The organism is Paractinoplanes tereljensis, assembly GCF_016862435.1.
Lineage (GTDB): Bacteria > Actinomycetota > Actinomycetes > Mycobacteriales > Micromonosporaceae > Actinoplanes > Actinoplanes tereljensis.
Window position 1 is genome coordinate 209,044 of record NZ_BOMY01000016.1, and the last position, 13,013, is coordinate 222,056.

Annotated in this window: 14 protein-coding genes and 1 pseudogene; 8 read left to right on the forward strand and 7 right to left on the reverse strand. The window is 70.1% G+C overall.

Going from position 1 to position 13,013, the window contains the following annotated elements; translation table 11 throughout:
* The first annotated feature begins 179 nt into the window (after nucleotides 1-179).
* Both Ate02nite_RS12455 and Ate02nite_RS12460 read left to right on the forward strand, forming a co-directional pair.
* The gene (locus tag Ate02nite_RS12455; RefSeq protein WP_239147341.1) at nucleotides 180-656 is read left to right on the forward strand and encodes a cysteine dioxygenase; all 477 of its coding nucleotides are present in this window, start codon (nucleotides 180-182) and stop codon (nucleotides 654-656) included.
* Nucleotides 650-1,039, forward strand: coding sequence for a rhodanese-like domain-containing protein (locus Ate02nite_RS12460; RefSeq protein ID WP_203804243.1), 390 nt, complete (start codon nucleotides 650-652; stop codon nucleotides 1,037-1,039). Before Ate02nite_RS12455 ends, Ate02nite_RS12460 begins: the two co-directional genes overlap by 7 nt.
* On the opposite strand, the gene Ate02nite_RS12465 is transcribed toward Ate02nite_RS12460, so the two are convergent.
* Nucleotides 1,036-2,706, reverse strand: a complete 1,671-nt coding sequence (locus tag Ate02nite_RS12465) for an MFS transporter (protein ID WP_239147343.1) — start codon at nucleotides 2,704-2,706, stop codon at nucleotides 1,036-1,038. The two genes, Ate02nite_RS12460 and Ate02nite_RS12465, sit on opposite strands and share 4 nt — an antisense overlap.
* A 51-nt stretch (nucleotides 2,707-2,757) precedes the next feature.
* Here Ate02nite_RS12465 and Ate02nite_RS12470 point away from each other — a divergent pair, with 51 nt between their 5' ends.
* The 3 genes and pseudogenes from Ate02nite_RS12470 to Ate02nite_RS12480 all read left to right on the forward strand — a co-directional run.
* On the forward strand, nucleotides 2,758-3,453 hold the full coding sequence (locus Ate02nite_RS12470; protein WP_203804246.1) for a TetR/AcrR family transcriptional regulator: 696 nt from the start codon (nucleotides 2,758-2,760) through the stop codon (nucleotides 3,451-3,453).
* 70 nt (nucleotides 3,454-3,523) lie between these two features.
* Nucleotides 3,524-5,068: a GGDEF domain-containing protein gene (locus tag Ate02nite_RS12475; RefSeq protein ID WP_203804249.1), complete on the forward strand. Its 1,545-nt coding sequence runs from the start codon at nucleotides 3,524-3,526 to the stop codon at nucleotides 5,066-5,068.
* A gap of 57 nt (nucleotides 5,069-5,125) precedes the next feature.
* Nucleotides 5,126-5,218: pseudogene (locus tag Ate02nite_RS12480) on the forward strand (helix-turn-helix domain-containing protein); the annotation flags it as partial.
* A 268-nt stretch (nucleotides 5,219-5,486) separates the two neighbouring features.
* Here Ate02nite_RS12480 and Ate02nite_RS12485 read toward each other — a convergent pair.
* Genes Ate02nite_RS12485 through Ate02nite_RS12500 form a run of 4 tightly spaced genes read right to left on the reverse strand, consistent with a single transcriptional unit; the run spans nucleotide 5,487 to nucleotide 8,785 of the window.
* Nucleotides 5,487-6,035, reverse strand: a complete 549-nt coding sequence (locus Ate02nite_RS12485) for a hypothetical protein (protein WP_203804251.1) — start codon at nucleotides 6,033-6,035, stop codon at nucleotides 5,487-5,489.
* Nucleotides 6,036-6,058: 23 nt separating this feature from the next.
* Complete coding sequence (locus tag Ate02nite_RS12490) at nucleotides 6,059-7,153, reverse strand: AAA family ATPase (RefSeq protein ID WP_203804254.1); 1,095 nt, start codon at nucleotides 7,151-7,153, stop codon at nucleotides 6,059-6,061.
* Entirely contained in the window at nucleotides 7,150-7,767 is a 618-nt protein-coding gene (pnuC, locus tag Ate02nite_RS12495; protein WP_203804257.1) for a nicotinamide riboside transporter PnuC, read from the reverse strand. Before pnuC ends, Ate02nite_RS12490 begins: the two co-directional genes overlap by 4 nt.
* Before the next feature lie 19 nt (nucleotides 7,768-7,786).
* A complete protein-coding gene (locus tag Ate02nite_RS12500; protein ID WP_203804260.1) occupies nucleotides 7,787-8,785 on the reverse strand; it encodes a LacI family DNA-binding transcriptional regulator in 999 nt (332 codons plus the stop codon).
* Nucleotides 8,786-8,858: 73 nt separating this feature from the next.
* Here Ate02nite_RS12500 and Ate02nite_RS12505 point away from each other — a divergent pair, with 73 nt between their 5' ends.
* Nucleotides 8,859-10,091, forward strand: a complete 1,233-nt coding sequence (locus Ate02nite_RS12505; protein ID WP_203804262.1) for an MFS transporter — start codon at nucleotides 8,859-8,861, stop codon at nucleotides 10,089-10,091.
* Here Ate02nite_RS12505 and Ate02nite_RS12510 read toward each other — a convergent pair.
* Both Ate02nite_RS12510 and Ate02nite_RS12515 read right to left on the reverse strand, forming a co-directional pair.
* Entirely contained in the window at nucleotides 10,088-10,417 is a 330-nt protein-coding gene (locus Ate02nite_RS12510) for an Atu4866 domain-containing protein (protein ID WP_203804263.1), read from the reverse strand. The two genes, Ate02nite_RS12505 and Ate02nite_RS12510, sit on opposite strands and share 4 nt — an antisense overlap.
* Before the next feature lie 82 nt (nucleotides 10,418-10,499).
* Complete coding sequence (locus Ate02nite_RS12515; protein ID WP_203804265.1) at nucleotides 10,500-11,099, reverse strand: TetR/AcrR family transcriptional regulator; 600 nt, start codon at nucleotides 11,097-11,099, stop codon at nucleotides 10,500-10,502.
* A gap of 181 nt (nucleotides 11,100-11,280) precedes the next feature.
* On the opposite strand from Ate02nite_RS12515, the gene Ate02nite_RS12520 reads away from it, so the two are divergent.
* Both Ate02nite_RS12520 and Ate02nite_RS12525 read left to right on the forward strand, forming a co-directional pair.
* The gene (locus Ate02nite_RS12520; RefSeq protein WP_203804268.1) at nucleotides 11,281-12,177 is read left to right on the forward strand and encodes an ABC transporter permease; all 897 of its coding nucleotides are present in this window, start codon (nucleotides 11,281-11,283) and stop codon (nucleotides 12,175-12,177) included.
* On the forward strand, nucleotides 12,170-12,946 hold the full coding sequence (locus tag Ate02nite_RS12525; RefSeq protein ID WP_203804270.1) for an ABC transporter ATP-binding protein: 777 nt from the start codon (nucleotides 12,170-12,172) through the stop codon (nucleotides 12,944-12,946). The genes Ate02nite_RS12520 and Ate02nite_RS12525 overlap by 8 nt, the downstream gene beginning before the upstream one ends.
* Nucleotides 12,947-13,013: the final 67 nt, after the last annotated feature.

A 13,013-nucleotide genomic window follows, 5' to 3' on the forward strand; every position in this document is an offset into this window, starting at 1 on the left:
CGACCGATCTGGCGCACTGCGCCAGCGCATGCTGTCCCAGCTGAGCAGCGTATTCCGCTTTTTCACCTCGCTTAGCTGATTTTTCCGCCCACAAGACCGCGCTTACCGCTATCCTTGGCCGCAGTCGGGCGTTAAACCTATAGGACTGATAGGCAATGTATGCAAACCGAGGAGCTCCCGTGACCGCCGTCGACACACGCCTCGACCACCTCGCGATCGCCACCCGCTTTGCGGCCACCTCCGACGAGTGGCCCGTGGCACCCCGGTTCAACCCGGCCAACCGCTGGTACGAGCGCCTGGAGGTGGCAGACGACCACGAGGTCTGGCTGCTGACCTGGCTTCCCGGCCAGTGCACCGAGCTGCACGACCACGGCGGCTCGGCCGGCGCGTTCCACGTCTTCGCCGGCACCCTGACCGAGGACACCGTGTCGCTGCCGGCCGGCGGGCCGGCCCGGATCACCGGCCGCGAGCTGGGCGAAGGCGCCGGCCGCCGGTTCGGCACCCGGCACATCCACCGGATCACCAACCGGTCCTCCCGCCCGGCGGTAAGCATCCACGTGTACGGCCCGGCGCTCACCACGATGACCAAGTACCGGATCGGTGCCGCCGGCGGACTCGAGGTGCTCACCGTCGAGAAGGCCGGTGCGCAATGGTGACCGCGCCCCCGATGAGCATCGACGAGATCCTGGCGAAGGCCCGCACGCGGCTGACCCGGCTCGACCCGTTCGAGACGGCCGCCGCCCTGGGTCGCGGTGCCGTGCTTGTCGACATCCGGCCGGCCGCCCAGCGGGCCGAGTTCGGCGAGATCCCGGGCGCCGTGATCATCGAGCGCAACGTGCTGGAGTGGCGGCTCGACCCGCGCAGCGACGCCCGGCTGCCGTTCGCCGGCTCGTACGACCTGGAGGTCATCGTGACCTGCCAGGAGGGTTACACCAGCAGCCTGGCCGCGGCCTCGCTGCAGGACCTGGGCCTGGCGAAGGCGACCGACCTGGCCGGCGGCTTCGCCGCATGGCGAGACGCCGGCCTGCCGACGATCTAGTGGTCCATCTCGTCCTCGGGCCTGGCCTTCTTCGGAAGCAGGAAGGCCAGCCCGAAGGCGAGCATCAGCAACAGCACGGTGACCCCGGTGGTCCGCACCGTGGTGGCCTGGAACCCGGCCCGCACCTGCTCCTGCGCGTACGCCGCGATCTCCGGACTCTCGCCGGACGACGATGAGCAGCTGGCCGGCACCACGTCGGGGTCGTCCTCGGCGGTGCGGTCCCGCAGGCAGTCCCGGATCCCGCTGATCACCGCGGGCTGGGTGTCGGACGGGACCCCGGCCGTGGTCAGCACCGCACGCAGTTCGGCCGACGAGTCGTCGACGTGCGACGCCACCTGGCCGGGCAGCAGCGCGAAGAAGATGGTGCCGAGCACCGCGATGCCGAACGCCCCGCCGAGCTGCTGCACCGAGGTGAGCGCGCCGGAGGCCGAACCGGTCTCCTCGTTGTCGACGCCGGCCAGCACGATGTTGAAGAACGGCGCCATGGCCAGGCCCATCCCGGCGCCGACCAGCACCATCGACGGAACCATGTGCCACGGCGTGATGTCCGCCCCGGCCAGCTGCACCGTCAGCGCGAACGCGGCCACCCCCACGGTCATCACGACCGTGCCGAGCAGCAGCAGCTTGCGCCCGAGCTTCTCGGTGAGACCGGCACCGGCCGCGATGAACCCGGCCACCGTGCCGAGTGCCTGCGGCAGCGTGGTGAGACCGGCCTTGAGCGGCGAGTAGCCGAGACCGATCTGCAGGTAGAACGTCATCACCAGGCCGGTGCCGATGAGCGCGCCGAAGAAGACCAGACCGAGCGCGAGCCCGCCGGAGAACGCCCGCTTGCGGAACAGACTGGGCGTGACCAGCGGATCGAGGTGGTTGCGCTCGCGCCGGGCCTCGAACATCGCGAACAGGCCGAACACGATGACGCCGGCCGCCAGCATCACGAAGCACCAGACCGGCCAGTCCAGCTCGCGGCCCTGCACCAGCGGGTAGAGCAGCAGGAACGCGCCGACCGCGGCCAGCACCACGCCGAGCCCGTCGAGGCGCGGCGCCTTCTCACTCTTGAACTCGGGCAGGAACTTGATCGCACCGAGCACCGCGAACAGGCCGAGCGGCAGGTTGATGAAGAAGATCATCCGCCAGCCGGAGCCGAAGTAGTCGGCGTCGACCAGCCAGCCGGCCAGGATCGGGCCACCGACCGAGGACAGGCCCATCACCGGGCCGAACGCACCGAACGCCTTGGCCTGTTCGGCCGGGGTGAACAGCTGCTTGATCATGCCGAGGCCCTGCGGCAGCATCACCGCGCCGAACAGACCCTGCACCGCCCGGCCGACGATCAGCTGGGTGGGGGTCTGGGCCAGGCCGCAGGCGAGCGAGGCGAGGGTGAAGCCGATCGCGCCGATCAGGAACATCCGCCGTCGCCCGTAGATGTCGCCGAGCCGCCCGCCGGTGAGCAGGCCGATCGCCATCGCCAGGGTGTAGGCCGCGCCGAGCCACTGGATCAGGCTGTACGACCCGCCGAGCTCGGTGCGGATCGACGGGCCGGCGATGTTGGTGACCAGGGCGTCGAGGAGATCCATCACCTCGACGGCGAGGATCACGAAGAGCGCGACCCACCGATGTCGGTAGGTGCCGGGTGCGTTTGGCGCCGGCTTTTGAACAGTGTTCGTCGTCACGAACACTGTTCTACTGGCGAACACCGTTCGCGTCAAGTAAATTGGCCGACGATGAGAGATTCCCCGTGGCGCCGGCCGGTGAAGCCCGAACGCCCCACCAAGATCCCCCTGAGTCAGGCGCAGATCGTCGAGGCCGCCCTGCGCATCGTGCAGACCGAGGGCGTCGACGGGGTGAGCATGCGGCGCATCGCGGCCGAGTTCGACACCGGCCCGTCCAGCCTCTACGCCCACGTGACCAGCAAGGACGAGTTGCTCCAGCTGATGTTCGAAGAGGTGTGCGGCCTGGTCGAGGTGCCGCCGTTCGACGTTTCCCGCTGGCAGGAGCAGGTGCGCGAGATCGCCCGCAACGGCCACCGGGTGCTGGCCGATCATTACGACCTGGCCCGCACCGCGCTGGGCACCATCCCCAGCGGACCGAACGCGATGCGCATCTCCGAGGCGATGCTCACCCTGATGCTGGCCGGTGGCGTGCCGCCGCGGGTCGCCTCCTGGGCGATGGACCGGATCTTCCTCTACATCACCGCCGATGCGTACGAGATGTCGATCTGGCGCGGCAAGGCCACCACCCCCACCGAGATCGTGGAGCTCGGCGAGGACCTGGTGGCGTACTTCGAAGAGCTCCCCGAGGACACCTATCCCAACCTGCGCAAGCACGCGCGGGACATGATCGGCGGCGGCACCGACGAGCGATTCGAGCTGGGTCTCGACCTGCTGGTGGGCGGCCTCGACAAATTTGTTACGAAATAACCGATCAACGACGTCTTCAACATCGACAACACCGGCTGTTGATCTGAATCGTTTTGTTGATACTGGTCGGATGGAAGGTGACCCACCGCTGCCGGTGCCGGTGACTGCGTTCGGCCCACTTCATCTTCTGGCGATCCGGGTGCACCGGCTGGCCAACTCCGGCCGGTGCCGCGAAGCGATCGAGGCCGCCGACGCCTACCTCGCGATCGCCCGGCAATGCGGCGACCACCGCACCGAGCATTTCCTGCTGCAGGGCAAGATGTACGCCAACCTCCACATGGGTCGGTACCGCGAAGGTGCCGAGCTCGGCGACCGGTTGCTGCGCGCGCACCGAGCCGCCGGGTCGGCCCTCGGCGAGGCCAAGACCCTCTGCGACCTGGCCCAGTTCGACGTGTTGCGGTCCCGCTACGTCGACGGCATGCGCAACCTGGCCCGCGCCGCCGTCCTGCTCGACGTCCCGCACCCCGGCCGCGACCGGCGCATCTCCGCCCTCTGCTCGTTCGCCGAGGCCGCCACGGCCGCCGAGATGTACGAGACCGCGTCCGCCACCTACGAGCAGATCAGCGAGGCCACCAACACCTTCGACCTGGTGCACGCGATGACGCTGCTCTACTGGGGACTCCGGCTGGGCCACATCGGACGCCACGACGAGGGCGCCACCCGCCTGCGCCGCTGCGTCGCGATCACCCGGCCGCACGTCGACGAGCGCCCCGACGATGTGCGGGCCGCCGCCATGCTGGCCCTGGCGCTGGCCAAGCTGGGCGACCTGATCCCGGCCGAGAAACTCGCCCGCGAGGCGATCATGCCGCTGCGGAAGGCCGAGAACTACGAGCCGGCCCGGCTGGCCCACCTGGCGCTGGGCCTGGTGCTGCGCGCGCAGGGCGCGCTGGTCGAGGCCCGCCGCGAGTTCCTCGCAGCCCGCGAACTGTGCGACTTCGGCAGCCGACCCGACGAGAAATCCATCATCCGGTACGAATCCGCCCGCACCGCCCTGGAGGCCGACGACAGCCAGCCGGCCCGCGATTTGTTCGACGCGGTCGAGGGCCAGGCGCGCGAGTTGTGGCGGGTCCGCCTGCAGCGCCTGGCCATGCTCCGGCAGGCCCGCCAGCAGGAGGAAGCCGAGGCGGCCCGGGCCCGCGCCGAACGCGAGGTGCTCCGCGACCCGCTGACCGGCCTGGGCAACCGCCGCCGCTTCGACCTGCTCCTGGACCGCATCGACACCGGCCACCTGGCCGGCCCGCTGGTGCTGCTGCTGGTCGACGTAGACCACTTCAAGGCGGTGAACGACGCCTACTCCCACTCGGTCGGCGACCGCGCGCTACGCGAGGTGGCCAAGATCCTGCGAGCGCACTGCCGAACCGAGGACGTCCCGGTCCGGTATGCAGGCGACGAGTTCACCGTCTTCCTACGCGGCGACCTGACGGTAGGCCGCGAGGTAGCCGAACGAATCCGAGCAGCGGTGGCCGGCTCCGACATCATCCCCGGCGTAGACCTGACAGTAAGCGTAGGCCTGTCGGCCCTGACCCCAGGAACGTCGGGCGAGGCCCTCTTCCGCCAGGCCGACGAACGGCTGTACGCCGCCAAATTCAGCGGCCGAAACACCATCGCCTCCTGACGCGCCCACTACGCTTGCTCAGCGACTAGAGAAACGCACCGCGCAGGAGGACGAGGCATGAACGGCTACTCGCGCTGGCAGGACATCCGGGCCGAGTACGTCGAGCGGGCCGGTGGCGAGGAAGCGGTCGAGGCCGGGAAGCAGGAACTGCCGAAGAAAGCCGAAAGAGCAAGACCCTTTCCGCGTACGCGCTGATTCACTCCCGTGGCACTCGGTCCCGGCAGCTGCAACTCACCCCCCGTGCGCCCGCTTCGGGCGGGCCCGGCCCCCGCGCCGGGCGGGTTTGGTGTGGGTGTCCGGTTGCGCGAGAGTCGCTACGCGTGCCGGTGTTGCACGCCGGCCGCGTGGTGTGTGCGGTCGGGTGAGGTTGCGGTTGTGGACGTTGCTGCCCGTACGGGAAAAGGCCCCGACCAGGTTTCTAAAGCGGGCGGACGACGTTGGATTTTCCGGTGTAGAGGCTTCGGTTGCCGTCTACGTCTCTTGGGGTGTTGGGGGCGTCCAGCCAGATGATGTAGGGGTTGCCGGCGGTCAGGCCGGTCAGGGTGGCGGAGACCGTGCAGTTGTCGCCGGCCTGGACGGTCTGCCAGGACGGCTCGGGCTGGGCGCCCAGCACCAAGCCCTGGGGCACCGCGGTGATCCGGTAGGTCGAGCCGTACCGGGACGGCCACTGGACCGTGAAACCGCCGGTTATCGGGGTGATGACCATCGGGATCAGGACCAGGCCCACGGTGTCCGGCCAGGCCACCGCGCAGGCCGAGCTGGTCGGCAGGTAGGAGATCGGCGGCAGGCCGCTCTTCGGCGAGAAGGTGCTGTTGGTGCCGGGGGTGGTGGTGGGGCTTCCGGAGGTGACCCGCACCCAGGGAGTGCTGGTCGGGGTGACGGACGCCGAGGCGGTGGGTGTGGCGCTGCCACTACAACCGCTCAGCGCGAGCGGCAACACCGCCAGCGTGAGGACGATCCGCCGCATACGTACCCCTTAATCACTTCCCCTCACCTTCCGATCGGCGTGTGCGCCGCCGCGCTTAGCGGCGTGGCAAAGATCCAACCCCGCGCGAGCAGGTCGTCGGTCGCCGCCACCGCGGCGCGCAGGCGCTGCCGATAGCTTCCGGTCAACACCAGGTGGGGTACGGGCTGGGAGTCGAGTTCGGCGCGGAAGCGGCCGGTCATCCAGGTACGCAGGTGTTCGCCGTCGCGCAGGCCGTCGTCCTGGAACGGGACGTCCCGGTCGTCGGTGAGCAGGTACAGGTCGGGGGCACGGACCCGGGCCCGCACCTCGTCCGACGTGCTGCCCAGGTAGCGCTCCTCCCAGATGGTGGTGGCGAAGGCGTCGGTGTCGCCGAACAGCACCGGCGAGCCGGCCCGGGCGGCCCGGTCCTCGGCCCGGTTCTGCTCGTCGGCGACCGTGACGAAGTCGGCCCGGTCCCAGGTGACGTCGAAGACCGTGGCGGCCGGCCGGGTGGTGCGCAGCGCGGCCAGCTTGCGTTCGGTCAGCTCCCGGCCGAACTCGGGCACCCAGCGGGTGTCCCGCCACGGGCCGCCGCGCAGCCGGTAGTGCCGGGCCAGCGCGCGGGCCATGGTGGTGGTGCCGGTCGACTCGGCGCCGACGACCACGACCCGTTTCGCCAGCCAGCCGCGCACCCCGGGGCCGAGCAGGTGCCAGTGCGCCGGCGGGTCGTCCCGGACGGCGGTGCCGGACACCGGCACGGCGAGGCGGTCCAGGTCGACGGTCACCGCTTCGGCGCCGAAGCGTTCGGCGAGCTCCGACCCGTACGCCTCGGAGGAGAAGACCGCATCCACCCGGTCGTCGCCGACCGCCGTCCGGAAGACGGCCATGTGCAGTTCCCAGACGTCCGGGTCGTCGTAGTCGACCGGGTGGTCGTCGTACACGCCGACGAACCGGACGGCCGGGCCGTGCGCCTCGCGCAGCCAGGCCAGGCGCGCCTCGAGCGGCACCGATTCCCGGGTCGACGGCGCGACCACCACGGTGACCCGTTCGCAGGCGGCCTCGGCCGCGGCGATCAGCGCGTGGTGGCCGGCGTGCGGTGGATAGAACTTGCCCACGATCAGGCCGTGCCGGTACGTCACGCGGTGATCATCTCGCGCCGGGCCGCCTGCCAGGAGCGCAGGCCGAGGATGCACAGGGCGAGGAACGCGACGTAGAGGATCGCGGTGAGCCAGAGATCCTTGTAGCCGTAGAGCGGGATGTAGATCAGGTCGGCGGCGATCCACAGCCACCAGTTCTCGATCAGCTTGCGGGTCTGGCCGTACGTCGCGAGCAGCGACAACGCGGTGGTGACGGCGTCGGCCAGCGGGACCGTCGACTCGGTGAGCCGGTCCAGGAAGAGCCAGAGGCCGGCGGTGAGCAGCACGCCCGCGACGGCCAGGCCGAGCCATTCGGGCCGGCTGGTGCGGCGAACCACCAGCCGGCTGCGCCGGGCACCGCCGTACAGCCAGGCCCACCAGCCGACGAAGCCGAGGATCACATAGACGATCTGCAGGGTGGCGTCGGCGTACAGCCCGACCGACCAGAAGACCACCATGAGCAGCAGGACGTTGAGGATGCCGAGCGGCCAGTTGAGGATGTGCTGCCGCACCAGCAGGGCCACGTTCACCAGGCCGGTGCCGAAGCCGAGCAGTTCGGCCCAGGTGGTCGGGGCGCCGAACGCGTGGAACGCGGTGCTCGTCAACCAATCGATCATGGTGCGAGCATGCCGTGCCTCAGCGCGGTGGGCCAGTCGTGCCGCGGATGACCATGCGGGGTGCGATCACCGTCTCGCGGTGGACGACCTGGGCGCCGGCGACGCGCTCGACCGCGCGGGAGACGGCCAGTGTGGCCATCGTGTCGATGTCCTGGGCGACGGTGGTGAGGTCGATGTGCGCGAGCGCGCTGAAGCTGCTGTCGTCGTAACCGACCACGCTGATGTCACCGGGCACGTCCAGGTTGTGCCGGCGCAGCACGTCCAGCAGGCCGGTGGCGGCCAGGTCGTTGAAGACGGCGACCGCGGTCGGCGGGTCGTCCAGCAGCAGCCGGGCGGCCCGGGCGCCGTCCTCCTCGCCGGAGCCGCCCGGGATGATCCGGACGAACTCCTCGAGGCCGTGCCGGCGCATCGCGTCCCGGTAGCCCTGGCGGCGGTCGGCGGAGGCCACCCAGCGGGCGCCGTCGACGTGCGCGATCCGGCGGTGGCCCAGCTCCACCAGATGGTCGACGGCCAGCTGGAGGCCGCGGGAGTCGTCGGTGCGCACCACGTCGACCGCCCGGTGCCGGACGGCCCGGGTCATCACCACCACCGGCAGCCGGTCGGCCAGGGTGGCCAACTCGGCGGTGGGCGCCAGCGGCCCGAGCAGAATCAGCGCCGCGCAGCGGTCCTGGAGCAGGCCGGCGATGGCGGTGCGCTCGTCGCGGCGCGGGGTGACCGCGCTGAGCGTCAGCTCGTAGCCCTGCTTGTCGGCCGCGTCGTAGAGGCCGGTCAGCAGGTCGTCGTGGAACGGGTGCCGCACGCTGAACACCACGCCGAGCAGCCGGCTCTCGCCGCTGCGCAGCAGGCGGGCGCGGCTGTCGGGTTGATAGTCGAGGCGGCGGGCAACCTCGAGGACGCGCTGCCGGGTGGCGGCGCTGGCGCCGGGCGCCTCGCGCATCACGATCGACACCAGCGCGACGCTCACGCCGGCCTCGGCGGCCACGTCGGCCAGGGTGGGACGTCGCTCACCGGTTCGCATGTACCAAGATTTTACGTGTGATCACTAGAACGTTCTACTACGCCACGTTCTAGAACGTTCTAGAGTCGTTGACGTGGACAAACTCACCGCCGGTCGCCGCTGGGCGGCCCTGCTCGCACTCGCCCTGGGCGGCTTCGGTCTCGGCCTCACCGAGTTCGCGGCCATGGGCCTGCTGCCCGAGGTCGCCCGGGATCTGCTGCCCGAGGCGTACGCCCGGTCGTCCTCGGACGCGGTGGCCACGGCCGGCTGGATCATCACGGTCTACGCGCTGGGCGTGGTGGCGGGCGCACCGACGATCGCGGCCCTGACCGCCCGGGTCCCCCGCCGGCGGCTGGTGCTCGGGCTGCTCGCGATGTTCACCATCGGCACGGTGGCCTCAGCGCTGGCGCCCACCTTCGGGCTGATCCTGGCCGGCCGGTTCGTGGCCGGGCTGGCCCACGGGGCGTACTTCGGGGCGGCCGGGCTGCTCGCCGCGTCCATGCTCGGCGCCGGCAACCAGGGCAAGGGGTTCGCGGTGGTGCTGAGCGGGCTGACCGCGGCCAACGTGTTCGGCGTACCGCTGATCACCGGGCTCGGGCAGGCGGCCGGCTGGCGCATCGCGTACCTGGCGGTGGCCTGCGTCTTCGCCCTCACCCTGCTCGCCGTGCTCGCGGTCGTGCCCGAGGTGGCGGCCGCCCCGGGCGGCTCGCCCCGGGCCGAGCTGGCCGCCTTCCGGTCGCCCCAGGTCTGGCTGGTGGCCCTGGTCGCGGCGGTCGGCTTCGGCGGCTTCTTCGCGGTGAACAGCTACATCGCGCCGGTCACCACGCACGTGGCCGGATTGTCGGAGTCGACGGTTCCCTGGGTGCTGGCCGTGATGGGCCTCGGCATGACCATCGGCAACGTGGTCGGCGGCATCGCCGCGGACCGCAACCTGCGGCGCAGCGTGCTGTACGGGTTCACCGGCATGATCGCCACGACCGCCCTGTTCGGGCTGATCGCCAACCACCCGATCGGCCTGTTCGCGGGCGCGTTCCTGATCGGCGCGGCCAGCCTGTTCATGGGCCCGGCCCTGCAGTCCCTGCTGATCTCGGTGGCCCCGGGTGCCCAACTGATGGGCGCCGCGATCAACCAGTCGGCCACCAACCTGGCGAACAGCCTCGGGGCGGCGCTGGGCGGCCTGGTCATCGCGGCCGGCTGGGGTTACCTCTCGTCGGCCTGGCTCGGCGTCGGGCTGGCCATCGCGGGCCTGCTGCTGGCGGTGGCCAGCAACCGGCTGGCCACCCGGCAGACGGCGGCTCAAGCGGCCCGGGAGCCAGCGCTGGTCTAGTGCACCGGCTCCAGGCGGTGGCCGGCCATCTCCAGCTCACCCTCGCGCAGGGTGACCGGGGTGTTCAGGCCCGAGTCGTCGCTCAGGGTCATCAGCGAGCCGTCGATGTGGTAGGTGCCGTGCGCGCGACGCTTGCGCCCGGCCACCTGCCCGTCGTACGTGCCGTCGGTCTTGATGTCGAGCCGGACCGTGCCGTCCTCGCTGAACCAGAGTCCTACCGGCGCCGAAGGCGTGATGCGGGCGGGCTTCGGCCCGCGCTCCTCGGGCTGCCCGCTCATCATGAGGGTGAACAGCGCGGTGGCGTCGAGGTCGAGATGCTGGCGCATGGCGGCTCCTGGCGTCGGGGTGGCCCCTAACATCGGCCCGCGCGCCGCCACCGAAAATGCATCCCGGTTGCAGTTCGGTAGTTCAGTTCGCGGCCTTCAGCGCCGCGGTCACCGCCACGATCATCTTGTCCAGGTAGTCGTCCGGCAGCGGGGTGCGGGCCACCGCGAGCCGCCAGTAGAGCGGGCCCAGGAGCAGGTCGACGGCCAGGTCAGGATCGGTGCCGGCGGGCAGCTCGCCACGCGCCACGGCCTGGCCGATCAGCTTGTCGCCGACCGCCTGCTGGTGGGTGCGCAGCGCCTTCTGGAGAGTTTCGGCGATCTGCGGGTTGCGGGACGCCTCGGCCATCAGGTCCGGAATGATCTGCGAAGCGATCCGATGCTGGAGTGCCTTGCCTACGATCATCAGCAGCAGTTGGAGGTCACCGGCGAAACTGCCGGTGTCGGGCAGCGGGACACTCCGGCCGGCCACGTCCGAAACGATCTCGAGGACCATCTCGAGCTTGTTGCTCCAGCGACGGTAGATCGCGGTTTTGCCGACCCCGGCCCGCCGGGCCACGGCTTCGATCGAGAGCCGGCCGTAACCCACCTCGGCCAGCTCGGTCATGACCGCGTCGCGGATCGCCTTGGTGATGTCGCCTCGGAGAACTGCTGCTCCGGCGGGTGCCCGCTTCGCTGTCGCCACGGTCTCACTATACGCCAGGACGTAACGGTTGCGTTCCGCCGTTCGGTCGGTTAATCTCACGGCACGTCGATACGACAGCGTTCCATCGGTAGCGACACAGGCATGCTTGCTAGTTGTGTTCTCGCGGAAAGTACCAGGACCCGACTCTCCCCTCGGGCCGACGAGATCGGAGCACCACCCCATGGCTCAGACGACCGTCGTCGAGTCCTACACCGGGCCCTCTCCCAAGGAGTTGGCCCGGAAGTACGGGCTGGGCACCGCCGGGCGACTGCCCAGTCTGCCGGAATACACCCGGCTGCTCTGGGCCTACCGGCACTTCATCTGGGAATTCGCCAGCGCCAAGGTCTCCGCGTCGCTGGGTAACACCCGGCTGGGGATGATCTGGCAGGTTCTGACCCCGCTGATCAACGCCGGCGTCTACTACGTGATCTTCGGCGTGCTGCTGAACACCAGTCGTGACACGCACAACTTCATCGCGTACCTCTGTGCCGGGGTTTTCATCTTCGGCTACACGCAGTCCGTGGTGCAGACCGGCGTCCAGGCGGTCAGCGGCAACCTGGGGTTGATCCGGGCCCTGCACTTCCCGCGAGCCAGCCTGCCCATCTCGATCACCCTGGTCGAGGCGCGCAACATGATCGCCTCGATGGCCGTGCTGCTCGCGATCGTGCTGATCTCCGGCGAGCCGATCACCTGGCAGTGGTTGCTGATCTTCCCGGCCCTGGTGCTCCAGACGATCTTCAACGCGGGCGCCGCCATGCTGGTCTCCCGGCTCGGCTCCAAGCTGCACGACCTGCGGCAGCTGATCCCGTTCATCATGCGCGTCTGGCTGTACGGCTCGGCCGTGCTCTACCCGGTCACCCGGTACACCGAGCACCTGCACGGCTGGAAGCTGGCGGTGATCGAGGCCAACCCGATCCTGGTGTACATCGAGCTGATCCGGCACGCGCTGATGGAGAACGTCGAACTGGCCGGCACCCCGACGCTGCTCTGGATCGAAGCGTCCGTCTGGGCACTGGTCGTCGGCATCGGCGGGTACGCGTACTTCTGGCGTGGAGAGAAGGGCTACGGCCGTGGCTGACACCGAACTGGTCCCCACCGTCATCGCGGACAACGCGCACATCATCTACCGCATCCACGGCTCGATCGGGCCGCACCAGTCGTCCCCGCTGAGCAGCTTCAAGCGGCTGGTCACCCGGCAGAAGAGCACCGCGGTCCGCGAGGTGCACGCGGTCAAGGGCGCCAGCTTCGTGGCCTACAAGGGCGAGGCCATCGGCCTGATCGGCACCAACGGCTCGGGCAAGTCGACCCTGCTGCGGGCGATCGCCGGGCTGCTGCCGGTCGAGAGCGGCGGCGCGATCTACGCGTCCGGCCAGCCCTCGCTGCTGGGCGTGAACGCGGCCCTGATGAACGACCTGTCCGGCGAGCGCAACGTGACGCTCGGCTGCCTGGCCATGGGCATGACCCCGGCCGAGGTCAAGGACAAGGTCGCCGACATCATCGATTTCTCCGGCATCAACGAGCGCGGCGACTTCAGCTCACTGCCGATGCGCACCTACTCGTCCGGCATGGGCGCCCGGCTGCGCTTCGCGATCGCCGCGGCCAAGAAGCACGACGTGCTGCTCATCGACGAGGCCCTGGCCACCGGCGACGCCAAGTTCCGCAAGCGCAGCGAGCAGCGGGTCCGCGACCTGCGGGCCGAGGCGGGCACGGTGTTCCTGGTCAGCCACAGCGAGCAGTCGATCCGGGACACCTGCGAGCGCAGCATCTGGCTCGAGGGCGGCGTGATCAAGGCCGACGGCCCGACCGACGACGTGATGAAGGAGTACGAGACCTTCGTCAAGAAGTGAGCATTGTTCGCGACCGACCTTGAGTTCCGCCCGGCGCAAGTCAGGGCAGATGATCTCCACCGTCGCG